Source organism: Agromyces protaetiae, assembly GCF_030866785.1.
Lineage (GTDB): Bacteria > Actinomycetota > Actinomycetes > Actinomycetales > Microbacteriaceae > Agromyces > Agromyces silvae.
The window spans coordinates 1,836,182-1,858,968 of sequence record NZ_CP133018.1 but is presented as its reverse complement, the minus strand read 5'-3'; the positions used below and the strand labels follow the sequence as shown (position 1 = coordinate 1,858,968).

23 protein-coding genes are annotated in these 22,787 nt (G+C 71.1%); 7 read left to right on the top strand and 16 right to left on the bottom strand.

Features of this window, described 5'->3' with window-relative positions; genetic code table 11:
* Window positions 1–85 precede the first annotated feature (85 nt).
* From QU602_RS08555 to QU602_RS08525, 7 genes are all read right to left on the bottom strand, one after another.
* Window positions 86–1,075: a sugar ABC transporter substrate-binding protein gene (locus QU602_RS08555; RefSeq protein WP_308799849.1), complete on the bottom strand. Its 990-nt coding sequence runs from the start codon at window positions 1,073–1,075 to the stop codon at window positions 86–88.
* A 9-nt stretch (window positions 1,076–1,084) separates the two neighbouring features.
* On the bottom strand, window positions 1,085–2,095 hold the full coding sequence (locus QU602_RS08550) for an ABC transporter permease (RefSeq protein WP_308799848.1): 1,011 nt from the start codon (window positions 2,093–2,095) through the stop codon (window positions 1,085–1,087).
* Window positions 2,092–3,069, bottom strand: a complete 978-nt coding sequence (locus QU602_RS08545; protein ID WP_308799847.1) for an ABC transporter permease — start codon at window positions 3,067–3,069, stop codon at window positions 2,092–2,094. The genes QU602_RS08550 and QU602_RS08545 overlap by 4 nt, the downstream gene beginning before the upstream one ends.
* Window positions 3,066–4,604: a sugar ABC transporter ATP-binding protein gene (locus tag QU602_RS08540; RefSeq protein WP_308799846.1), complete on the bottom strand. Its 1,539-nt coding sequence runs from the start codon at window positions 4,602–4,604 to the stop codon at window positions 3,066–3,068. The genes QU602_RS08545 and QU602_RS08540 overlap by 4 nt, the downstream gene beginning before the upstream one ends.
* Window positions 4,601–5,650: an aldose 1-epimerase family protein gene (locus QU602_RS08535; RefSeq protein ID WP_308799845.1), complete on the bottom strand. Its 1,050-nt coding sequence runs from the start codon at window positions 5,648–5,650 to the stop codon at window positions 4,601–4,603. The genes QU602_RS08540 and QU602_RS08535 overlap by 4 nt, the downstream gene beginning before the upstream one ends.
* Complete coding sequence (locus QU602_RS08530; RefSeq protein WP_308799844.1) at window positions 5,643–6,887, bottom strand: hypothetical protein; 1,245 nt, start codon at window positions 6,885–6,887, stop codon at window positions 5,643–5,645. Before QU602_RS08530 ends, QU602_RS08535 begins: the two co-directional genes overlap by 8 nt.
* 239 nt (window positions 6,888–7,126) lie before the next feature.
* Window positions 7,127–8,083 carry an EamA family transporter gene (locus tag QU602_RS08525; RefSeq protein WP_308799843.1) on the bottom strand — a complete coding sequence of 319 codons (957 nt, stop codon included), beginning with the start codon at window positions 8,081–8,083 and terminating at the stop codon, window positions 7,127–7,129.
* A 142-nt stretch (window positions 8,084–8,225) separates the two neighbouring features.
* Here QU602_RS08525 and QU602_RS08520 point away from each other — a divergent pair, with 142 nt between their 5' ends.
* Window positions 8,226–8,774 carry a CGNR zinc finger domain-containing protein gene (locus QU602_RS08520; RefSeq protein WP_308799841.1) on the top strand — a complete coding sequence of 183 codons (549 nt, stop codon included), beginning with the start codon at window positions 8,226–8,228 and terminating at the stop codon, window positions 8,772–8,774.
* A 217-nt stretch (window positions 8,775–8,991) separates the two neighbouring features.
* On the opposite strand, the gene QU602_RS08515 is transcribed toward QU602_RS08520, so the two are convergent.
* The 4 genes from QU602_RS08515 to QU602_RS08500 form a co-directional block, all read right to left on the bottom strand.
* Entirely contained in the window at window positions 8,992–9,555 is a 564-nt protein-coding gene (locus QU602_RS08515) for a type 1 glutamine amidotransferase domain-containing protein (protein ID WP_308799840.1), read from the bottom strand.
* Window positions 9,556–9,747: 192 nt separating this feature from the next.
* The gene (gene rpsO, locus QU602_RS08510; protein WP_308799839.1) at window positions 9,748–10,017 is read right to left on the bottom strand and encodes a 30S ribosomal protein S15; all 270 of its coding nucleotides are present in this window, start codon (window positions 10,015–10,017) and stop codon (window positions 9,748–9,750) included.
* A gap of 132 nt (window positions 10,018–10,149) precedes the next feature.
* Window positions 10,150–11,124, bottom strand: coding sequence for an NAD(P)-dependent alcohol dehydrogenase (locus QU602_RS08505; RefSeq protein WP_308799838.1), 975 nt, complete (start codon window positions 11,122–11,124; stop codon window positions 10,150–10,152).
* 44 nt (window positions 11,125–11,168) lie between these two features.
* Window positions 11,169–12,263 (bottom strand): CPBP family intramembrane glutamic endopeptidase, encoded by a 1,095-nt coding sequence (locus tag QU602_RS08500; RefSeq protein WP_308799837.1) that lies wholly within the window; start codon window positions 12,261–12,263, stop codon window positions 11,169–11,171.
* Window positions 12,264–12,389: 126 nt separating this feature from the next.
* Between QU602_RS08500 and QU602_RS08495 the strand changes: the two genes are divergently transcribed.
* On the top strand, window positions 12,390–12,770 hold the full coding sequence (locus QU602_RS08495; protein WP_308799836.1) for a DUF488 domain-containing protein: 381 nt from the start codon (window positions 12,390–12,392) through the stop codon (window positions 12,768–12,770).
* Between the two features lie 35 nt (window positions 12,771–12,805).
* Here QU602_RS08495 and QU602_RS08490 read toward each other — a convergent pair whose 3' ends face one another.
* Complete coding sequence (locus QU602_RS08490) at window positions 12,806–12,976, bottom strand: hypothetical protein (RefSeq protein ID WP_308799834.1); 171 nt, start codon at window positions 12,974–12,976, stop codon at window positions 12,806–12,808.
* A 47-nt stretch (window positions 12,977–13,023) separates the two neighbouring features.
* Here QU602_RS08490 and QU602_RS08485 point away from each other — a divergent pair, with 47 nt between their 5' ends.
* A complete protein-coding gene (locus tag QU602_RS08485; RefSeq protein WP_308799833.1) occupies window positions 13,024–14,433 on the top strand; it encodes an HNH endonuclease signature motif containing protein in 1,410 nt (469 codons plus the stop codon).
* An 80-nt stretch (window positions 14,434–14,513) separates the two neighbouring features.
* On the opposite strand, the gene QU602_RS08480 is transcribed toward QU602_RS08485, so the two are convergent.
* Window positions 14,514–15,356: a CPBP family glutamic-type intramembrane protease gene (locus QU602_RS08480; RefSeq protein ID WP_308799832.1), complete on the bottom strand. Its 843-nt coding sequence runs from the start codon at window positions 15,354–15,356 to the stop codon at window positions 14,514–14,516.
* An 89-nt stretch (window positions 15,357–15,445) separates the two neighbouring features.
* Here QU602_RS08480 and QU602_RS08475 point away from each other — a divergent pair, with 89 nt between their 5' ends.
* On the top strand, window positions 15,446–16,540 hold the full coding sequence (locus tag QU602_RS08475) for a M4 family metallopeptidase (protein ID WP_308799831.1): 1,095 nt from the start codon (window positions 15,446–15,448) through the stop codon (window positions 16,538–16,540).
* 37 nt (window positions 16,541–16,577) lie between these two features.
* On the top strand, window positions 16,578–16,871 hold the full coding sequence (locus QU602_RS08470; protein ID WP_308799830.1) for a protealysin inhibitor emfourin: 294 nt from the start codon (window positions 16,578–16,580) through the stop codon (window positions 16,869–16,871).
* 122 nt (window positions 16,872–16,993) lie between these two features.
* Here the strand turns inward: QU602_RS08470 and QU602_RS08465 are convergent, their stop codons facing one another.
* The 3 genes from QU602_RS08465 to QU602_RS08455 form a co-directional block, all read right to left on the bottom strand.
* Window positions 16,994–17,365 carry an FKBP-type peptidyl-prolyl cis-trans isomerase gene (locus QU602_RS08465; RefSeq protein WP_308799829.1) on the bottom strand — a complete coding sequence of 124 codons (372 nt, stop codon included), beginning with the start codon at window positions 17,363–17,365 and terminating at the stop codon, window positions 16,994–16,996.
* A gap of 224 nt (window positions 17,366–17,589) precedes the next feature.
* Window positions 17,590–18,687 (bottom strand): PrsW family intramembrane metalloprotease, encoded by a 1,098-nt coding sequence (locus tag QU602_RS08460; protein WP_308799828.1) that lies wholly within the window; start codon window positions 18,685–18,687, stop codon window positions 17,590–17,592.
* Window positions 18,684–20,150, bottom strand: a complete 1,467-nt coding sequence (locus tag QU602_RS08455) for an FAD-binding oxidoreductase (protein WP_308799827.1) — start codon at window positions 20,148–20,150, stop codon at window positions 18,684–18,686. Before QU602_RS08455 ends, QU602_RS08460 begins: the two co-directional genes overlap by 4 nt.
* 74 nt (window positions 20,151–20,224) lie before the next feature.
* Between QU602_RS08455 and QU602_RS08450 the strand changes: the two genes are divergently transcribed.
* Together QU602_RS08450 and QU602_RS08445 are read left to right on the top strand one after the other, a co-directional pair.
* On the top strand, window positions 20,225–21,739 hold the full coding sequence (locus tag QU602_RS08450) for an AlkA N-terminal domain-containing protein (protein WP_308799826.1): 1,515 nt from the start codon (window positions 20,225–20,227) through the stop codon (window positions 21,737–21,739).
* A gap of 106 nt (window positions 21,740–21,845) precedes the next feature.
* Complete coding sequence (locus tag QU602_RS08445) at window positions 21,846–22,718, top strand: fumarylacetoacetate hydrolase family protein (protein ID WP_308799825.1); 873 nt, start codon at window positions 21,846–21,848, stop codon at window positions 22,716–22,718.
* Window positions 22,719–22,787 lie beyond the last annotated feature (69 nt).

Below are 22,787 nucleotides of genomic sequence, written 5' to 3'. Positions count from 1 at the left end.
GTCAGTCACGGGGCCCGATGGGAGTGATCCGCGGCGGCACCACAGCTCGAGGCCGTGGTGCCGCCGCAGACACCGAGGGGCGCGACTACATGGCGGGCTCGAGCGAGTCGACGTTGCTGCTGTCGACGACCGTGTTCTCGAGCGGCACCATCTCGTCGACCGTCTCGCCCTGCATGACGGCGATCAGCGTCTCGATCGCGAGCTCGCCGTTGCGGAACGGCGGCTGGATGATCGTGCTGTACTGCGTGCCGGCCTTGATGGCCTCGAACGCGCCCTTCTCACCGTTGATGCCCACGACGAACGGCGTGATCGTGAGCCCGCTCTCGGAGAGGGCCTGCGCGAAGCCCTTGGCCATGGTGTCGTCCTGCGCGTAGACGCCCTTGATCTGGTCGCCGTACTTCGTGAGCAGGTCGCGTGAGGCGACGAGCGCCTTCTGCTGGTCGAAGTCGGCGTTCACCGTCGCGAGCACCTCGATGCCGGAGTCGCTCTCTTCGAGCGCGTCCATGAACCCGCCCGAGCGGGCGATCTCGGTGCCGTTGCCGGCCTGGCCGGCGAGGACGACCACGCCGCCTTCGCCGCCCAGCGCCTCGTCGAGCTGCTCGAAGCTGATCTTGCCCTGGTCGTACTTGTCCGCTCCGACGAACGACTCGATGAGCGCCATCGACTCGTCACCGGTCGTGGTGTCGATCGCCACGACCGGGATGCCCTCCTGCTCGGCCTTGAGCAGACCGGGCAGGTAGCTGTTGTCGTCGAGCGGCCACAACAGGATGCCGTCGACGCCGCGTGCGACGCAGCTGTCGAGCTGTTCGGCACCGGTCTGCGGCGAGAACTCTTCACTGACGATGGTGAGCTTGACGCCTGCGGCATCGGCTGCGGCCTGCGCACCCTCGTTGGCTGGCGTGACATACGGGTGGGAGTTCGCTGCCGTGATGTAGCAGATCTCCTTGCCTTCGACGCTGCCGTCGCCACCGGCGGCGGCGGTGTCGCCCCCGCCGCCCGATGAACAGCCGGTCAGGGCCAGTGCGATGGCTGCGGCAGCCGACGCGACAACAACGATGTTCCGACGAACGGTCATGCGATGCTCCTAGGTTTCACTTGGTGTGGTGGGGGCGACCCGCTCGCGCCTGAGCGTGCGGGAAGTCGGGCGGGAATCGTTGCTCACCAGCCGATCGAGGGTGATCAGGATGATGAGCAGCACTCCCGTGTAGATGGCCTGCGTGTACGAGGGCACGCCATTGAACTCGAGCATCATCGTCAGCGCGCCGAGGGCGAGGACGCCGCCGAGCGTCGCGAGCGACGAGCCGCGGCCCCCCTCGAGCCGGGTGCCGCCGATGACGACGGCCGTGATCGCCGGGATGAGCATGACCGCGCCGGCGACCGGGGATCCGGTCGCGGTGCTGAGCGATTGCAGCACGCCCGCCGCTCCGGCGAAGAACCCCGAGATCAGGAACGTCGCGACCAGGTACCCGTTCGCGCGGATGCCCGCCGATCGTGCGGCCGGCGCATTGCTGCCCACCGCGTAGAGGTTCCGGCCGCTCGGCGTGAATCGCAGCCAGACGAACATCAGGAGGGCCGCGGCCACGAAGAGCGCAGATCTCGGCGTGAAGATGCCGAGCAGGTCGCTCGTGAGGCCGATGCCGAAGACCGGGTCGGGCGAGCTGACGGGCTGCGAGTTCGTCAGCAGCAGCGCGAGCGAGGCGAAGATCAGGAGGGTGGCGAGCGTCGCCACGAGCGAGCTGATCTTGAAGACGACGACGATCGTGGCGTTGATCGCCCCGATCAGCACGCCGACCCCGAGCCCGGCGAGTGCCGCCGGCACATTGCCGATGACCGGCTGCAGCCCGATGGTGGTGATGCCGGCCATCGACAGGATCGACCCGATCGACAGGTCGATCTGCCCGGCGATGAGCACCGGGGTCAGGGCGAGGGCCAGGAAGCCGACCACCGTCGCCCGGTTCAGGATCGATTGGAACGTGTCGAGGGTGAAGAAGTCCCCGATCGTGATGCTGCCGAGGATCGCGACGGCGATCAGCAGGATCAGGAGGCGGTATCGGACGGCCGTGCCGCCGATCGTGCGAGCGTCGAAGCGCGTCATTCCCGGCCCGCCTTCCGTCTGAAGTACACATCGACGCCGACCGCGACGAGGACGATGGCACCGGTCACGAGCCCCGTCGACTGCGTGGGCAGACCGCCGAGGATGATCAGGTTGCCGATGAGTGCGGTGATCACGACGCCGCCGATCGTGCGGAGCACGCTGCCGCTGCCGCCGAAGAGGCTGGTCCCGCCGATGACCACCGCCGTGATGGCCACGAACTCGTACCCCGTGCCGATGATGGGCCGTGCCTGGCCGTTGCTGAGGGCCAGCAGCACGCCGCAGAGCCCGGCGAGGAATCCGGTGAGCACGAATGCGCTCGCCTTCGTGAACCGCACGGGCACCGCGCTCGCCTCCGCGGCCTGGTAGTTGCCGCCGACCGCGAAGTTCCACCGGCCGAATGCGGTCCGTGAGAGCAGCGGCGTGAGGATCAGGGCCACGATGACGAAGATCCAGACGAAGATCGGCAGACCGAGGAAGCTGCCCTTGACGAAGTCCGACAGCGCGCTGGGCTCGCCGTAGACGATGCCGCCGCCGATCAGCAGCTGGCTGAGGCCGAGCAGGACCGAGCCGGTCCCGAGCGTGGCGATGATCGGGTTGATCCGCAGGTAGCCGATCAGGATCCCGTTGATGATGCCGCCGACCGTGGCGACGACCAGCCCGAGCAGGGCGGCCCCGAACGGGCCGACGGCGGGCTGCGCGCCAAGGGTGACGAGGGCGCCCATGGCGACGTTCGCGGGGACCGACAGGTCGGCCAGCCCACCGCAGACCGCGACGAACGTCATGCCGAGCGCGACCAGTCCGACGGCGGCGTTGGCGTTGAGCACGTTGACGAGGTTGGAGACGGTGAGGAAGGAGGGCGAGATGAGCGCCCCGATCACCAGGAGGGCGATGATGGCCAGCGGGATCGAGATCCGTGTGAAGAGCGTGCCGGGAGTCGAGGTGCGCGCACTGAGCGCGGTGGTCGTGGCGCTCATGCGGCCACCTGCCCGGTCGCGGCGCGCATGACCGATTCCTCGGTCGCGGCATCCCGCGGGATCTCCGCGACCAGCAGCCCCTCGTGCAGCACGAAGATGCGGTCGCAGACGGCGAGGAGCTCTGGCAGCTCCGAGCTGATCATGAGCACCGCGCCGCCGTCCTTCGCGAACTCGCCGATGATCTCGTGGATGTCCGCTTTCGCGCCCACGTCCACCCCGCGCGTGGGTTCGTCGAGGATCAGCAGCGCCGGCTCCGAGAGCAGCCATTTGCCCAGCACGACCTTCTGCTGATTGCCGCCGCTGAAGGCGTTCAGCGGACGCTCGATCTGCGGCGGGTTCACCTTCAGGCGATCCACAAGCGTGCGGACGATCCCCCGTTCCTTCCGGGCGAAGATGAGCAGCGCGTCTGCGATCCGCTGGATGACGGGCAAGGTGAAGTTCTCGCGGACCGAGAGCATCGGGATGATGCCCTGGCCTTTGCGATCCTCCGGCACCAGCGCGATGCCCGAGGCCATCCCCTTGCGCGGGCTCCGTACCTGCACCACCTTCCCGCGCAGTTCGATCTCGCCCGAGTCCACGGGGTCGAGGCCGAACAGCGCGCGTGCGACCTCGGTGCGACCCGACCCGACCAGCCCGGCGAGTCCGACGATCTCGTGCGCCCGCACGTCCAGGGTGATGTCCGCGAACTGGCCCTCGCGTGAGATCCCGCGTACCGCCAGCACCTGTTCGCCCGGCACGAGGTCCAGCTTGGGGAACATCTCGCTCAGGTCGCGACCCACCATGAGCCGGACCATGTGGTCGGGCGTGATGCCCTCGACCTCGCGGGTCTCGATGTGACGGCCGTCGCGGAGGACGGTCACCCGGTCGCCGATCTCCATCACCTCCTGCAGTCGGTGGCTGATGTAGATGACGGCGATCCCGGCTGCCCGCATGCGTCCGATCACATCGAAGAGCACGCGGGTCTCCTTCTCGCCGAGCGAGGAGGTCGGTTCGTCGAACACGACGATGGACGGCTTGTCCGCCATGACCTTGGCGATCTCGACCAGCTGCTGCTGACTGATGGACAGCGTGCCGAGCCGGGCCCCCGGGTCGAGGTCGGTCTGCAGCTCGTCGAGCACGGTCGTGGCGCGCCGGGTCAGCGCACGATGGTCGACGAAGGGTCCGCGCCGCGGCATCCCGCCCAGACTGATGTTCTCGGCGACGCTGAGGTCGGGGATCAGGTTGAGCTCCTGGTAGATCATGCCGATGCCGCGATCGAGCGCCTCACGGGGACTCCAGTGTCCGACGGGCTCGCCGCCGACCTCGATCTCGCCCTCGTCGGGCTGGTAGAAGCCGGCGAGGATCTTCATCAGGGTCGACTTGCCTGCGCCGTTCTCACCCACGATCGCGTGCACCTCGCCCGCGCGGACCTCGAGATCGACGGCCTCGAGCGCCTTGACCCCGGGGAATGACTTGGAGATGCGCGTCATGCGCAACGCGACGGGGTGCCGGACCGGCATCGATGGATCGCCGGTGGGCGGGTGCTGCGAACTCATACTGCCTCCTCCGTGACGGATGCCTCGCCGACGGTGTCGACGCGACGCAGGCGGAACTCCACCGAATAGCGCGCGCTCTCGCCGGCGGCGAGCATGGGCAGCTCCCCCGCCGCCCGGGCCGCCGCACGGCCGGCCATGTGGTGCGTGTTGGCGGGTTCGATGCCGAGCGCGTAGTGGCCCTGCCCGGCCATCTTCCACTGGAACACCGTCGGCAGTTGTGCGCCGTCGACGCTGAGGGTCCATTCGAGCCCGTTGTCGGGATTGGCCACGACCACCTGCACGGGTTCCGCGGTGCCGAGACGGTGGATGAACACCTGCTCCCGGAACCCGGGGGTCGGCGCACCGAAGACCGTGTGCTCGCCGAGCCCGGCCGCGGCGTCCGCATCGCGCGGGGTCACCCGCTCGGCGGGGATGTCGATGGTGGTGCGGTCGCCAAGGAGCGGCCAGCCGAGGTTGAAGTGGTAGAGCACCATGTGCGGCTGCGCGTGGAACGCCTCATTGGTGACCACGTCGTCGATGCGCACGGTGTCGGAGCCGAGCGCCGAGCTGATGCGGCGCCGCAGGACGAGGTGCTCACCGAAGACGGAGGCCTGGCGCACGACGCCTTCGACGACGACGCCCGCCTCGTCGGCTTCGGCACGCACGATCGTGGCCCGCTGCGTGCCGATGCGGCCGTGTTGACCGAAGACCTCGCCGTCGTCCTCGGCCGGCGGGCCGAACGTGTCGAGACCGCACGTCGCCAGCATGCCGCCGCCGAACGTGCGGAGCCATCCCGATCCGAACGGCTCGGCCGCCTCGGGGCCGGTGATCCCGGTCGGGGAGATCCAGGCCACGGGCACGCCGCCGACGGTCACCTGGCCGAGATCGAGCGCCCGATCGGGGTGCACCTCGATCTCGAGGCCGCCGCCGTTCACGAGCCGGAGCCGCCTCGCGCCGCAGGCGGCACCCTCGGCCTCGATGAAGGAGTCGACGCGCGCCACCTGCGCGAGCGATCCGATCCGGTCTCGCGGAGCGACCTGGTCTCGCGCGGCGTTCCGATCAGACACGAAGCCCCAGCTCCTCGTTCTCGGGGCCGAAGTGCTTGAGGATGACCAAGTCGTCGGTGCTCGACCGGTTCGTGATCTGCACGCCGGCGCGGGCGGCGGCCTCCGTGACGAAGAACTCGTCCTGGCTCAGCTGCCCGAACCGGATGAGGGTCGCGGCGGCGATCTCGTGGGTGCCCATGGTGCCGTGGCCCTGGACCACGATCGTGCCGTAGGCGTCGCGGTCTGTGATCGTGACCGTCTGGCCGGGCCGCACCGTGAGTTCCTTCGCGCTGAAGTGCGGCGACCGGAACACGATCCACTTCTCGCGGTACGCGGCCTCGCCGTCGGCCAGGGAGTGCTCCGTGGAGTACGGCACCATGAACCGGTTCTGCACGAAGTGCGGGTCCACGTTGAGCTCCCACTCCAGCAGGCTGATGATGAAGTCGAGGTCGCCCTGCTTGTCGGCCGGCACGTCCTTCCACAGCAGCTCTTCGGGCACCTCGCGGTTGTTGCTCCACGACTCGCACATGCAGAACACGTCGCACGCGGCCTGCGGCTCGTACGTCGCGATGCTGGCCGGGGCGTGCAGCACGCCGGACGGGATGTCCCAGCCGGTGCCGAGCTGCGTCCGGTAGCCGAGGGCGAGGTCGGTGATGCGGTTGTCGCCGCCGTGGCTGAAGCGCTCGAGGCGCTCCTTGACCTGCTCCTTGGTGACGTCGGGCTGGAATCCGAAGAACGAGATCGGCTGGTCACCGAGGTGGTTGTTCATGTGCGGCGAGTAGTAATAGGCCTCGGGCTTGCCGGGCTTGTCGACCAGTGCGGCCTTCTCGTCGGTGTGGTGCACGTGGAAGGGCAGCGCCTGCTGGTTGTCGAAGAACTTCGAGTACATCGGCCACGCCCCGTGACGGTCCCAGAGCCGCGCGCCGATGACCTCGGCCCGGTGGTGGCCGACGAACTCGTCGAACGGCAGGAGCGTGTCGCCGTCGGGGTCGACCACCAGGCTCAGGCCCTCGTACGGGCCGGTCTTCGGACCGTTGTCGGCCCGTACCGCCGATGCGAGCCACCGCTCGTCGACACCCCCGCGACCCTGCTCGAACGGGAAGTAGTCGTCCGGGTGCAGGCGGATCCGACGCCCCGGTGTGCAGAAGGCGCGCGGCACCCAGGCCGGCGCGAAGCGGACGATCCCGCGTCCCGCATCGAGCGCCCGGTCCATGGCCGAGGCCGTTGCCGCCACATTGTCGTACGCGCCGTTGGGCATGTCTCCTGCTCTCATCATCGAGGCTGCGGCGGCCGGCGGCCGCGTTGCCGACTTGGTTCATTGAACCTTGTGTTCAGTGAACCTATCATCGAGCGGAAGGCGTGTCAACGAGGCCGCGCAGGCAGCGGCGTCGGACCTCGATGGCGGGCTGGGCGGCACGCGCGATCGCTGCGCCCCGCGACAGCGCAGAGCGCGCAGCGCGCGGCCACCCGGCGGCCGCCCCGACCGCGACCCGCGTGCTACGCGCGCGGCGCCGGCGTGGGCGGGACCGGCACGACGTCGATGTCGAGGGCGCGAGCGGCCGGATCGCTCGCGGGCTTCTCGAGCCGCACGAGCACGATGCCCGCGAGGATCGCGAGCCCGCCGAGAACCTGCACGGGCCCGATCGCCTCGCCGAGGACCAGCCAGGCCACGATGGCCGCGAAGACGACCTCGCTCAGCCCGAGGAACGACGCCAGCCTGGTGCCGAGCATCCGGATCGCGGTGATGCCGGCGACGTACGCGAACGCGGTCGAGACCACGCCCACCGTGAGCACCGGGACCCACCACGGTGCCACGGCTCCGAAGAACGCCACATCGGTGAACACGGCCGCGAACGGGACGAGGCCGGTGAGACCGACGGCGCCGAGCGCGAGCGCGCCGATGACGAACCCGGCACCTGCGAGCGCCATCGGCGGCAGCGAGGCATCCGCCCGCTCCCCCATGACGTAGTAGACGCAGACGCCGAGCATCGCGATGCCGGCGAAGATCAGACCGGCCGGGTCGAGCGCGCCACCGCCGGGACCGATCACGAGCACGAGCCCGGTGATCGCGAGGGCGGAGCCGGCGAGCACGACCAGCTGCGGCGCGTGCCGCCGCCGCGCCCAGGCCGCGAGCACGAGCGCGACGGGTGCGAGATATTCGATGAGCAGCGCGGTGCTCACGGGGATCGTGGCGATCGCGGCGTAGAAGGCGACCTGGGTCCCGGCGATCGCGATCAGGGCATAGGCGAGGACGGTCCATCGCGCGCGCCACAGCAGCCGCAGGTCGAAGCGCAACACCCAGAGCGCCGGGACGGCGACCACCAGCGCCGCGGTCGCGATGCGCGCGAACACCGCGGCGCCGGGCGTCCACCCGGCCTCGAGCAGCGGTTTCACGACCGCGCCGCCCGCACCGAAGGCCAGCCCGCTCGCGAGCCCCAGGGCGATGCCCGCCATGCCACGCACTCCCCGCATGCCGCGCCCTCCCCTGTATCCCGGGGCTCCGCCCCACGCCACATCTCGATGGCCACGATCCGCGGCGTCATGAGCGAACACCGTTATGCTCGTGACGGTACTCGATGGAGATGTCAGGAGTCAAATGATTTTCACCGATGACACCGTGTCGGCGCTCGCCTTCGTCGCAGCCCTCGCCGACACGGTCCCCGAGGCGTCGGAATCCGGCGACGACGAGCTCGCGTCGACCGCGCAACTGCGCGACATCCTCGACGAATGGGGCTACTCGGGCCGGCGCGACGGCGACCGCCGCGAACTCGGCGAGGTCCGCGACGCGCGCGTCCGACTGCGTGACCTGTGGTCGCTCGGACGCGACGAGGCCGTCGTCGAGGTCAATGCGATCCTCGCCGAGGCGAACGCGCTTCCCCGGCTCGTCCGCCACGACGTCCTCGACTGGCATGTCCATGCGACGTCGCTGGATGCGCCGCTCGCCCAGCGCATCCTGGTGGAGGCGGCAATGGCCCTCGTCGACGTCATCCGTGCCGACCAGATGGATCGCCTGCAGACCTGCGCGGCCGACGACTGCTCCGGGATCTACCTCGACCTGTCCAAGAACGCGTCACGGCGCTTCTGCAGCACCCGATGCGGCAACCGCATGGCGGCGCGCGCGCACCGTGCGCGGGCCGCGGACTGACCTCGCGCCACCACGCCCCGGCCACGGGCGACGACACACGACGAGCGGATGCCCCACCGGGACATCCGCTCGTGTTCAGGTCGGATCCACCGACCGGGCCGGCCTGTTCGGCTCAGGCCGTCTGACAAGCCCAGGCCGTCTGAGAACTCAGGCCGTCTGACAGCCCCAGGCCGTCCGACAGCCCAGGCCGCCTGACAGCCCAGCCCGGTCTGGCAGCTCAGGCCGTCTGGCCCGCGTGCTCGCCCTCCGCGATCTCTTCGATGGTCTTGTCGATGAACGCGGGCAGATCGTCGGGATTGCGGCTCGTGACGAGCCCCTGGTCGACGACGACCTCCTCGTCGCTCCAGTCGGCGCCGGCGTTCACGAGGTCGGTCTTCAGGCTCGGGTAGGACGTGAGGCTGCGGCCGCGCGCGACGCCCGCCTCGGCGAGGATCCACGGGGCGTGACAGATCGCGGAGACCGGCTTGTGCTGTTCGAAGAACTCGCGCACGAAGCGCACGGCGTCCGCGTCCATGCGGAGGTGGTCGGCGTTCACGACGCCGCCCGGCAGCACGAGCGCGTCGTAGTCCGACGCGGATGCGGTCGCGACCGCGCGGTCGACGTCGAAGGTGTCGGCCTTGTCGTCACCGTGCATGCCGAGCACGGTGCCCTCGGTGGGTGAGACGAGCGTGACTTCGGCCCCGGCCCGCGTGAGGGCGTTCCAGGGATCGGTGAACTCGACCTGCTCGACGCCGTCGGTCAGCAGGAATGCGACGCGCTTGCCGTCCAGTCGTTCGGCCATGGTGATGGTGCTCCTTCCGTCGCGGTCAGTACGCGTTCCACGCTAGGAAGCGAGCGCCAGGTCGCCAACGGGTTGACTTCCCAGGGGCCGCGATCAGCGCCCGGCCCCGCACGCGAAACGGGCCGCCACCCGAAGGTGACGGCCCGTTCCGAAGAAGTTCGCGGTGTCATCGAGAGCCGCAGGACAGTCCGCTCAGCGGCGCAGCCCGAGACGCTCGATCAGCGAGCGGTAGCGCGTGATGTCGACGTCGGCGAGGTAGCCGAGCAGACGACGACGCTGACCCACGAGGAGCAGCAGGCCACGACGCGAGTGGTGGTCGTGCTTGTGCTCCTTCAGGTGCTCGGTGAGATCCTTGATGCGCTTCGTGAGAATCGCGATCTGGACCTCGGGGGACCCGGTGTCACCGGGGTGCGTCGCGTACTCTTCGATGATCGCCTTCTTGGTATCTGCATCCAGTGCCATAGAGGGATCCCCTTTCTCTTCGTTGCGCGCTGCCCGTGGCCTGATGCCTGGGCTCTCTTGATGCGCGGCCGGTTCACGGCAACCTCAAGAGTCTAGCAGAGCGCGAGGGTGTGCCTCTCCCGCGGTGCCGGCTCACGCCGGGACGATGACGACCTTGCCGGTCACCGCGCCCGCGCGGAGCCGCTCGACCTCGTAGGGCACGTCGGTCAGTGGGTGCGGTCCGTCGATCACGGGGCGGAGCGCTCCGGATGCCACGAGCGAGAGCAGCTCGGCCACGTCGCGGTTCGGGCGGGCGATGAGCAGACGCACGCGGCGCCCCTGCCGATCGGCGCCGCGGAGGCCGCCGAACACGATCCGCAGGAGCAACCCTGGTCGGCCGCCGACCACGACGGCCTCGCCGCCGGGGGCCAACAGTCCACGCGCCGCCGCCGGGGCCAGTGCGCCCACGACGTCGACGACGCGGTCGAAGCTCGGATGCGACACCTCGGCCAGGCGGCCGGCCTCGATCGCCTCGTCGGCGCCGAGGCGCCGGAGCGCCGCGAGCTTGGGAGCCCAATCGACGACCGTGACGTGGGCGCCCGCCGCGCGTGCGAGCTGGATGGCGAACGTGCCGACGCCGCCGCCGGCTCCGACAATGAGGACGCGGCGCCCGTCGAGCACGGACCGGTCGCCGAGCGACTGGAGCGCCATGCTGCCGGCCTGCGGCAGCGCGCACGCCGCCACGTCGCCGACGCCGTCGGGCACCGGCGTGAGCGCCCGCTCACGGGCCGTCGCGTACTCGGCGAAGCCGCCCCATCCGCTCACCGACAGGTCCCCCACGACCCGGTCGCCGACGCTGAATCGCGCGGCATCCTCGCCGGCGGCGACGACCTCGCCCGCGACATCCGACCCGATGACGCGCTGCCGCGTGCGGAACGGCGCGGTGATGCGCGTGATCATGGGACCGGTGACGAGGTCGACGTCCCAGGAGTTGATCGACACCGCATCGACCCGGATCAGCACCTGATCGCGTCGCGGCACCGGCACCGGGCCGCGCGCGAGGCGCAGCACCTGCTCGGGCTGGCCGTAGCCGGTCTGGATGACCGCGCGCATGCGATCGGGGACCATGGCCCGACCCTATCCGGAGCGGCGGGGCGCCGCATCCGTCAGCGTCAGGCTCGACCGTGCGGTGCGGTGTGCTCGCCCGGCGCGCCCGGCGCACCCGGTGCGCGCTGTGCCGCTTCGGCGAGGGTCAGCCCCGGCTCTGGCTGCTTCCGGAACTGACCGGTGACCAGCAGCACGACGGCGGCGAGCGCGAGCAGGATCCAGCCGGGCCAGCCGAGCAGGCTCCCCCATGGCCCCGCCGGCAGGTCGCGGACATCGACGAAGATGAGGAACGCCGAGACCGCGGTGTTGAGCGCCCCATGCGCGATGACCGCCGGCCAGACGGAGGCGCTGCGCAGCCGCAGCCAGCCGATCAGGATGCCGACGAGCACACAGAAGACGACCATGAAGCCGACGCCCGCGAGGTCGGTGCGCTGGTAGTTGTAGCCGAGCAGGATGAGCGGGGCATGCCAGACACCCCAGATCACCCCGGAGATGAGCAGGGCGGGCATGGTGCCGAGCGGTCGGAGCGAGGGCAGCAGCCAGCCGCGCCATCCGATCTCCTCGCCGAACGCGGCGACGCTGTTCACGATGGTGATGAGCGGAAGGGTGGCGAGGTTGACCGCGACGATGACGGAGACGTCCATCGCCGCCGCCTGGCCGCCCGTCGCCTCGATCGTCGCGGTGATGGCACTCACGCCGGACAGGTCGAGGCGGATGAGGCCCATGGCCTGGCCGAGCAGCATCGAGGCGTAGGCCAGCACCCAGAACCCCACCGCGCCGATCGCGATGAAGAGCCAGGTGCGGCCGGCCGGCCGCATGGGCGTGAGTCCGAGATAGCGCGGGATGTTGGCGGGGCGTCGCACCCAGAGCACGACGACGAGGGTCGCGAGCGCGGGTGTGTACATCATCGCGAGCGCGATGAGCGTGAACAGCGGATGCATCAGCCCCTCGCCCGACGTCCACAGCGGCAGTGCGACGAGCCAGGCGCCGCCGATCGAGATGACGACGAAGACGACGACGGCGAGCCAGGGAACCGTGGCGGGGAAGATCGGCCCGCGCTCGGTGTTCTTCACTCGATGGGCGTCGGCCCGCTCGCGCCTGCGGACGGCGGGGTCCGGCGGCAGCACGGTCTGCGGGGCGGGGGCGTGTGTCTCGGACATGGCTCCAGTCGACCAGGGGCGAACAGGCCGGCACCTCCCCCGCGCGACGGATATCACCCTCCGTTCTCCGGCGGGCGGATGATGGCGTGCTCGCCCTGGCGTCGTCGCAGGGTGCAGACTGAGCGCGTGGGCTTCGTGATCAAGCGGGTGTACGACCCGGCCGTGGCGGCGGACGGCTACCGCGTGCTCGTCGACCGACTGTGGCCTCGAGGCGTCAGCAAGGCGCGTGCGGCCCTCGACGAATGGGCGAAGGAGGTCGCGCCCTCACCAGAGCTACGCAGCGAGTGGCATCACCACCGGGAGCGGTTCGACGAGTTCGCGGCGCGCTACCGCGCCGAGCTCGACGAAGCCGAGCGCGATGCGCACGGGGCGCCCTCGGCACTGCTGAAGCTCGGCACAGCGCACGACCGCGTGACGCTGCTGTTCGGCGCGCACGACGAACGCGTGAACCACGCCGTGGTGCTGCTGGACTGGCTCGCCGAGCACGGGGCGGCGGTCGAGCGCTGACGCGCCGCGCGCGATACGCCGTGACGCCGGGTGCCTCAGGCGGCGCCGAGCGCGGCGCGCACCTCGGATGCCACGATGAGCGAGGCGCCGAGGTCCCGACGGTCGGCACGGAGCGCGAGGATCGCAGGGCCGCGGAGCTCTGGCGCGAGGTCCGGGGCTCTCGCGGCCAGCAGCACATGGAAGTGCGGGAAGGCATACGCACTCAAGGGTGGTTCGAATCACGGATGTCGGTGGGTGCTGGTTGGATGTCAGTATGCAATCAGCGATCGAGACGCAGCCTGCGACTGCCCTGGAATGGGAGCTCGCGGCGATCTCGGCGTTCGACGGCATGATCCGGCAGATCCAGGCCGATCAGTACCGTCGCATCCAGCGTGCGCGTGAGCTCGCGGACGAGCTCGACGGGGTGTCGCCGGCGAGCACGTCGCGTGAGCGGGACATGTCGACGCGGTCGTTCGTCGCGGAGCTCGCGACGACGCTCGGCCAGCACGAGGCATCCGCATCGCGGCTCGTGACCGAGGCCCACCGGCTGACCGGGCCGCGCACCGCGACGCTCGACGCACTCGAGGCGGGCACGCTCGGGCTCGCGCAGGTCCGGTCGGTGCTCGAGCTCACGCAGGATCTGCCCGTCGAGGTCGCGGATGCCGTCGAGCGGGTCGCAGTCGAGGCGGGTGCGGCCGCGGTGCAGCGGGGCGTCGTGTCCACGAACGCCGAGGTCCGGCGACGCATGCGGCGACTGCGCGAGCGACTCCACCCCGAGCCGTTGACGGTGCGGCGTGCCCGTGCCGCCGAGGAGCGCCGGGTCTGCGTCGACCCCGCTCCCGACGGCATGGCGTGGCTGAGCCTGTTCGTCGAGGCCGAGCGTGCGGTCGCGATCCAGGCCCGCGTCGGAGCGATCGCGGCACGAGACCGCTCGAGCGACCCACGCACTGTAGCGCAGCGCGCGGCGGACATCGCGGCCGAGCTCCTCCTCGGTGGCGTGCTTCCGGACGACGAGCGCACCCGGGACGGCGCGGGTGCGACGGGCGCCGTGCAACCCCGCATCAGCGTGACAGTACCGGCGCTCACGCTGCTCGGCCTCGACGATGAGCCCGCCGAGCTGGAGGGTTACGGCCCGATCGACGCCGAGACCGCTCGCCGCCTCGCGGGGCATGCACCCTCGTTGCGGCGCATCCTCGTTCATCCCGAGTCGGGCGCGGCCCTGAGCTACGGTCGCGAGTCCTACCGCGCGCCGGCCGACCTCGCCGGGTTCGTGCGAGTCCGCGACGGACAGTGCCGATTCCCCGGCTGCACGCGCCGCGCCGAGCGAGCCGATCTCGATCACACGGTCGCGTGGGAGCGCGGCGGCCGCACCGACGCGTCGAATCTCGCGGCGCTCTGCCGGCATCATCACCGCGTCAAACACGAGAGCGGCTGGCGGGTCGAGCACGAGCCGGGCGGCATCATGCGGTGGACCTCCCCCGCGGGTCATGTGCTGCGCACCCTCCCGGAGCGGCCGTTCGTGCCGATCGGCCCGCCGCCATCGACGGACGAGAGCGACGGAGTCGGTCCGCCGAACTCAGCAGCGAAGGCTCGCTCGTCGTCGATACCGCCGGATCCGAGCGACACGCTCGAGGAGGAGTGGCGATCCCTCATCAACTCCCACGGGCCGCCGGCACCCTTTTGAGGGGCCGGCCCGCGAAACGATGCACAAGCCGGGGAGCTGCCTGGCGCGCAAACCCCGAGTGGCGAATGTCTCGCCTGAGCTCACGCCGGCGCGAACGGGAAGATCGCGGGCCAGCCATTGTGCGCGTAGACGATGACCGCGAACACGACCGCATCGAAGATGAGGTGCACGATGAGCACGTACGTGAGCGATTTGGTGAGCTTGAACGTGTAGCCCTGGATCAGGGCGAACGGGATCGTGAGCAGCGGGCCCCACGACTGGTAGCCGAGCTCCCACAGGAACGACACGAACACCACCGACTGCAGCAGATTCGCCTGCCAGTCCGGGAAATGCCGGCGCAGCAACGCGAAGACCGTGCAGATGAAGAACAGCTCATCCCACGTGCCGACCGCGTTGACCCCGACGAAGAGGCGCGCGATCTCATCCGGCGCGATCACCGTCGGCCAGTTGGTGTAGACCCCGGAGCTGATGAAGTAGAACGGCAGGATCAACCAGCCGAGGAAGGTCACGAGCAGCAGATACGTCCACTGCACACGCGTCCACCGCTGCCCCGTGCGCCACGGGAACCGGATCACGTGCTCCTTGTACACGAACCGCGAGATCACGTACGGCACGGCGACGGCGAGACCGAGCACCGCACCCATGAGCGCCATGTTCGGATAACTGATGTCGGCCTCGAGCGAGATGGTCGAGATGATGACCTGACCGATCGCGATGAGCGCGAGGTCGGCGAGCAGCCGGCTCGTGCGCCCCGAGCGATCGGTGAGCCATGCACCGACGAGCCCGAGTGCGAGCACCGCGTATCCCGCGAGCGGGATCATGAGGCCGAAGAGCAGCACGGCGGCGGCGCAGACGAGTCCCGCCGGAATCAGCCCGATCGGATGCGTCCGCACCGCTGGAGGCGACTCGATCGCGGTGGGCACGTCCCCAGCTTCGCTGGCCCGACCGGGTTCCGCCAAATCGGTGCGGGGCGGTTGCGCTCGCTGTCGGCGGCGCATGACAGCATCGACGCATGACACGGATGCATCGGGGGATCGTCCCGCCCTACCTGCTGAGCCGACTCGCCACGCTCGATGACCCGCAGTACCGCATCGCGAGCGACGCCGCGCAGCGCTCGCTCCGGCGCGACGAACCCATCCGTGAGCTGCGTTCCACGACCACGGTGCCGCCATTCCTCCGCGCCGAGCGCGAAGCGCGCGATGAACGGCCGGCCGCGGCACCGGGCACCGCACCCCGGCCCGACCGGCGCATCTCCGACGCCGAACAGACCGAGACGCTCCCCGGGCGCCTCGTGCGGCGCGAGGGCCAGCCGCCCGTCGGTGATGCGGCCGTCGACGAGGCCTACGACGGGCTCGGCGAGACGTTCGAGCTGTTCGCCCGCGTGTTCAGCCGCGACTCGATCGACGGCGCCGGCCGGCCGCTCGAAGCGACCGTGCACTTCGGCGAGCGATACGACAACGCGTTCTGGGACGGCGAGCGCATGGTGTTCGGCGACGGTGACGGCGAGATCTTCCGGGGGTTCGCCGATTCGCGTTCCGTCGTGGGGCACGAACTCACGCACGGCGTCATCGAGCACACCGCGCAGCTCCGGTACGAGGGCCAGTCCGGTGCGCTCAACGAACATCTCGCCGATGTGTTCGGCGCACTCGTCGAACAGTACGCCAACGGCCAAGACGCCGAAGCCGCCACCTGGCTCATCGGCGAAGGCGTGTTCACCGACGCCGTCGAAGGCCGCGCCCTGCGATCGATGCTCGAACCCGGCACCGCCTACGACGACGACCTGCTCGGGCGCGACCCGCAACCCGACCACATGAGCCGCTACGTCGAGACCTCCGAAGACCACGGCGGGGTGCACCTGAACTCCGGCATCCCCAACCGAGCCTTCGCGCTCGCGTCCCGCGAGCTCGGCGGATTCGCCTGGGAGCACACCGGCCGCATCTGGTACGACGTCATGACCAGCGGCCGACTCGCGACCACGGCCGACTTCGCCGAGTTCGCCGGCGAGACGCTGCGCGTCGCCCGCGCGCTCTTCGGTGACGACTCGGCCGAGCACCGCGCGGTCGCGAACGCCTGGACGACCGTCGGGGTCACGCCGGCGCAGCGCTGAGCAGCACCGGGCGCAGCTCAGGCGTACCATCGTGCACATGCTGCTGTCGGTGTCGAGATCGGGCGGGCTCGCCGGACTCCTCCTCGTGTGGGAGGTGGACGTCGACGACCAACCCGACCGCGACGCCTGGGTCGGCCTCATCTCGCGACTCCCCTGGCGGGAGGCCCGGCCCGCGCCCGGCGAACCCGATCGATACGTCTACCGGATCCGCTGCGCACCGCACGACGCCACCCTGCAGGAGCGACAGCTCACGGGACCGTGGCGTGACCTCGTCGACCGGGTCCGTGAGGCGGCAGAGCCGCGTCGCGCACGCCCAGGCTCCGAACACTGACCCGACCCGGCACTGACCCGGCCCGGCACTGACCGGGGCTGCCCTGGACAACCGGGCTGCCCCGGACATGGCGAAGGCCGCCGGAACACTCCGACGGCCTCGCCTGTTGCGTACGGTCGCGCTCAGCTCACGCCGCGCAGGTCGATCACGAAGATGAGCGTCTGGCCGCTCAAGCGGTGGCCGCCGCCGGCCGGGCCATAGGCCTTGTTCGGCGGCACCGTCAGCTTGCGGCGGCCGCCGACCTTCATCCCGGGAATGCCCTCCTGCCAGCCGGCGATGAGCGCCGCGAGCGGGAAGTTGATGGACTGCCCGCGACTCCACGACGAGTCGAACTCCTCACCGGAGTCGTACTCCACACCGAGGTAGTGCACGTCGACCGTCGAACCGGCGGACGCCTCCGCGCCGTCGCCCACGACGATGTCCTCGATCACGAGCTCAGTGGGTGCCGGCCCCTCGGGCGCTTCGATCTCGGGCTTGCTGTTGGTGTCGGTCATGCCTCCATCCAATCGGATGCCCCGGCCGCTGTCCACGCGAGGACGGATGTCCATCAGGGCCTTGCGCTCGGCACGCACGGCATGCAATCTGGAATCCACGGACTCGCCGCCCCCCGCCGGCTGTCGGCAGTGCCACACCCCGGGGGCGGCGAGTTTCGCATGTTCCGGGTGATTCCACATCCCAGCCGGGCGCATCCGAGCCGGGCACACGTCCCCACCGCGGATCAGCGCGTCGACAGCGCCGACCGATCGGCCGAGATCCGCGCGAGCAGGGCGGATTCGTCCGCCCGTCGCTGTCGGCCGGTCACGACCGCATGCCGGTCGAACGCGAGGTCCGTGGCATCCCTGATCATGCGACGCATCGCGACGGTCTGCACCGGCCGCACGCTGCGCGCCCAGCGCAGCGCAGCACGCCGCCCGCGCGGCGTCGACAGCATCTCCACCTCGGCGGCGTGGAACCAGCCGGCCGCCGCGTACTCGGTGAGCGCCGCGCGCGTGATCCGCATCTCCTGCCGGCGGAGCCACACGACGAGCAGGATCGCGCCGAGGAAGATCGGCACCTGCACCGTGACGTACAGGATGACGGCATCGCTCGAGAACGCGAGTGAGCCGTTCCACAGCGCATGGAGCGCGATCGCCGCCGCGAGCCCGAGCCCGAACCAGCCTGCGACGCCGACCGACGCGCCCCGCCGCGACGCGACCCCGAGCGCGATCCCGATGCAGGCCGTGAACAGCACGTGCGCGAACGGCGAGAAGATCCCCCGCACGACGAACGTGGCGCCCAGCTCGCCGGCACCGCCCTCGGCGAGCGCCGCACCGAAGTACAGCACGTTCTCGGTGAACGCGAACCCCGCAGCCACGGTCGCCGCGTACACCAGGCCGTCGACCGGACCGTCGAAGTGCGCCCGCGCGAACGCGAACAGCAGCAGGATGCCCAGGCCCTTCGCGACCTCTTCGACGACGGGCGCCTGCACGACCGCCTGAAGTGCCGCATCCGGTGCGACGCCCGGCGCGACGGACGACATCGCGAGCTGCACGCCGAGATCGACGATCAGGGCGATCGCGACAGACACCGCGGCACCCCACAGGAACGCGAACCAGAGCGCCCAGCGCGGTTCCGGCTCCCACCGGTCCACCCACGCGATCGCGAACAGCACCGCGGCGAGCGGGACGAGCGCGAGCAACGAACCCACGGCCACCGTCGACACGCCGAGTGCGACCGCGAGATACGCCACGACCAGCAACGCCGCGAGACCGCCCAGCGCGATGCCGAGCACCGCGAACACGGCCACCCGGCCGCGACCCGCCCCGGCCCGGCTCATCCGGCAGCGCCGTGCTCGGGGGCCGCACCGGTCGCGCCCGGCGCGACCGGAGACGTCGCGGCCGCAGTCGGCGGGACCGGCTCGAACATGACCGCGGGGTTCAGGATGCCGGCCGGATCGAACACCCGCTTCAGCTGGCGCTGCAGATCCCACTGCGCGTCGCCCAGCTCGTCGCGCATCCAGCGCCGCTTGAGCAGGCCGACCCCGTGCTCGCCGGTCAACGTGCCGCCGAGCGACATGGCGGCTCGGAACAGCTCGTCGGCGGCCGTCCACACGCGCGCGGGCACCTCGTCGCCCTCGAACACGAAGTTCGGGTGCAGGTTGCCGTCGCCGGCGTGTGCGAGCGTCGGGATCTCGAGCCCGTGGCGCGCGCCGATCTGCTCGATCACGCGGAACATCTCCGGCAGCCGCGAACGCGGCACCGCGACGTCTTCGATGAGCACCTGGCCGCGTGAGGCGAGGGCGGCGTGCATCGAGCGGCGAATCGCGAGGAGCCGCTCGCCGGTCGCGGCATCCGTCGACCTGGTGACCCGTCCGCCGGCCGCGGTGAACACCGCGGCGATCCGCTCCGCATCGGCGGTCGCGCCCTCCCCGTCGGCCTGCGCGAGCACGAAGGTCTCCCCCGCCGCGAGCGACTCGGGCGGCGTTCCCGCGAGCGCCTCCGGCCCGAGGTACTCGGCGACGCGCGCGACGCCCGCCGGATCGATGAGCTCGAGGATCGCGGGTCGCACGCGCGCCGCGGCGACGCCCGCGCAGGCGGCCGCTGCAGCCTCGACGTCGGTGAACGCCGCCGCGAGCGTCACCGGCTCACCGGGCGTGATCGGTCGCAGCCGGACCGTCGCCTCGACGATCACCCCGAGGGTGCCCTCGCTCCCCGTGAACAGCGCCGTGAGGTCGTACCCCGTGACCCCCTTGACCGTACGGTGACCCGTGCGCAGCAGCCGGCCGTCGGCGAGCACGACCGCGAGCCCCAGCACCGCCTCACGCGTCACGCCGTACTTCGCACACAACAGCCCGCCCGCGTTCGTGGCGATGTTGCCGCCGATCGAGGAGATGGCCCGGCTCGCCGGGTCCGGTGCGAACCAGAGCCCGCGGGGCCGGACGGCGTCGTTCAGGTCGCCGTTCAGCACGCCTGGCTCGACGACGGCGAGTTCGTTCACCTCGTCGATCTCGAGGATCCGGTTCATCCGCGACACGTCGAGCACGATCGCACCCTCGCTCGCGACGCCGCCGCCCGCGAGTCCGGTGCCCGCGCCCCGCGGCACGACCGGCGTTCCGGTCTCGGATGCGAGCCGAAGCGTCGCCTGCACGTCGTCGACGGCGCCCGCGTGCACGACCGCGATCGCGGTCGCCGGGCTGATCAGCCCCGATCGGTCCTCTCGGACGGCGCGGAGCGCGGCCGGGTCGGTCGAGACGGATGCTCCGAGCTCACGGCGGAGCCGGTCGAGGACGTCGTTCGGCATGGGGTCAGCTTAGGCGTCCGGGCGAGGTCCGATTTCCGCTGGTCGACGTCGCGATGACGTGCGAGGCTGAGGCCATGCCCGCACGCCAGCTGACCGCCGATCCGCTCGACGACCCGGTCTTCGCCGAGCGCTACCGCGCCATGCAGGCGCGCGATGCGCGCTTCGACGGTCAGTTCATCACGGGCGTGCACTCGACCGGCATCTATTGCCGGCCGAGCTGCCCGGCGGTCGCCCCGAAACCGCGCAACGTGAGCTTCTACCTGACGGCTGCTGCGGCCCACGAGGCCGGACTGAGGGCGTGCAAGCGCTGCCTGCCCGATGCGGTGCCGGGGTCGCCTGACTGGGACCTGCGCGACGACCTCGCCGCGCGTGCGATGCGACTCATCGGCGACGGCGTCGTCGAACGCGAAGGCGTTCCGGGGCTCGCGGCACGCCTGGGCTACACCCCGCGGCACCTGACCCGGGTCCTCACGGCCGAGCTCGGCGCCGGGCCGCTCGCGCTCGCCCGCGCACACCGCGCCCAGGTGGCGCGCAACCTGCTCACCGCGACCGAGCTCCCGGCCTCCGAGGTCGCGTACGCGTCCGGGTTCGGCAGCATCCGGCAGTTCAACGACACGATCCGTGCCGTCTACGAACGCAGCCCGCTCGAGCTCCGCGCCACCGCCCGAGGGCGCCGCCCCGCCGATCACGACCCGCACGCCGCCGCCGGCGACGCCGCGCACGAACCGGGCACCGTGCGACTCCGCCTGCCGGCCCGGCCGCCGTTCGACGCCGCCGGCGTCTTCGCCTGGCTCGCCGCCCGCGCGGTCGATCGTGTCGAGGTCGCCGGCGCCCGGCGCTACGAACGCACGCTGCGCCTGCCGACCGGCCCGGCGCTCGTCGCCATCGCCGACGACGGAGACGGCGTCGAGGTCGAGGCGCAGCTCACGAGTCTCGCGGACCTGCCCCCGCTCGTCGCCCGGGTGCGCCGGCTCTTCGACCTCGATGCGGACGCCGTCGCGATCGACGCGGCGCTCAGTGCCGACCCACGGCTCGCGCCATCGGTCGCGGCGACCCCCGGAGTCCGGCTTCCGGGAGCGCTCGATGCCCACGAGCTCGTCGTCCGCGCGCTCGTCGGCCAACAGATCTCGGTGGCCGCGGCCAGGACGGCACTCTCCCGGCTCACCGCCGAGCTCGGCGAGCCGACGGCCGGGACCTCCGGTCGGCTGCTCTTCCCCACCGCCGACGCGATCGCCGCCCACGGCGAGCGCGTGCTCCGCGGCCCCGTCGCGCGTATCCGCACGATCGTGGACGTCGCCGGCCGGCTCGCGTCCGGTGAGCTCGTCGTCGCCGCCGAACGCAGCCGCGACGAGTTGCACGCCGATCTCCTCGCGATCCCGGGCATCGGCCCGTGGACGGCCGGGTACCTCGCGATGCGGGTGACCCGGGCGCCCGACGTGCTGCTCGTCAGCGACCTCGCGCTGCGCAACGGCGCCGAACGACTCGGACTTCCGCGCGAGGCATCCGCCCTCGCCGAAGCAGGCCGCGGCTGGGCTCCCTGGCGCAGCTACGCCTCGATGCACCTCTGGCGCGCGGCGGCCGAACGATGACCGCGGACACGGCGGCGCGACCGGTTCGCCACGGCGTCGCGGCGCGATGCCCGCGCTGTACGCCGCGTCGGCGTCATGAACGACGGCCTCCGGTTAGCCTGGACGAGTGAGATTCGCCCATCTGAGAGCCGAAGGCCAGTCCGTCCCCCGGCTCGCGGTGGTGATCGGCGAGTCCGCCGCATTCCTCGACGAGGCCATGGCCGACGCGCCACGCGACCTCCAAGCCCTCATCGAACGCGGCCCCGAGGCCCTCGACGCCGTACGCGCCGCCGTCGAGCGCACCGTCGAGCGCGACGGGCTCGTCCCACTCACCGAGCTGCGGCACGCCTCAGCGGTGCTGCGCCCGCCGCAGGTGCTCGCCATCGGCGCGAACTACGCCGCCCACTCGAGCGAGCTGAAGCTGCGCTCCGAGTCGGCCATGACGATCTTCTCGCTCTGGCCGAACTCGCTCACCGGCCACGGGCAGACCACGGCCTGGCCGGAGGACCTCTCCGAGGAGGTCGACTACGAGGCCGAGCTCGGCGTCATCATCGGTCGGCCGGCACGGGACGTCGCCGTGGCCGACGCGCTCGACTACGTCTGGGGCTACACCGTGGTCAACGACATCACGGCACGGAACATCCAGTTCAGCGAGGCGCAGTGGTCGCGCTGCAAGTCGTTCGACGGCTTCACGCCGACCGGTCCCGTCGTCGTCACGGCCGACGAGATCGCCGACCCGCAAGACCTCTGGCTCACCACCAACCTCGACGGGCGGATCCTCCAGGACGCGTCGACGAACGAGATGGTGCGCGGCGTCGCCGAGATCATCGCCTACCTCTCGCGCTCGGCGACCATCCCTCCCGGCACGCTCATCTCGACCGGGAGCCCCGGCGGCGCCGGGTACTCGCGATCGCCCCAGGTCTTCCTGCACGACGGCGCGACCGTGACGGTCACGATCGAGGGCATCGGCTCGCTCACCACCCACTGCCGGGTGGTCTAGCGGGAACCGGTCACTCGGGCGGATGCCTCGGGCGGATGCCTCGGCCGGATGCCTCGGCCGGATGCCTCG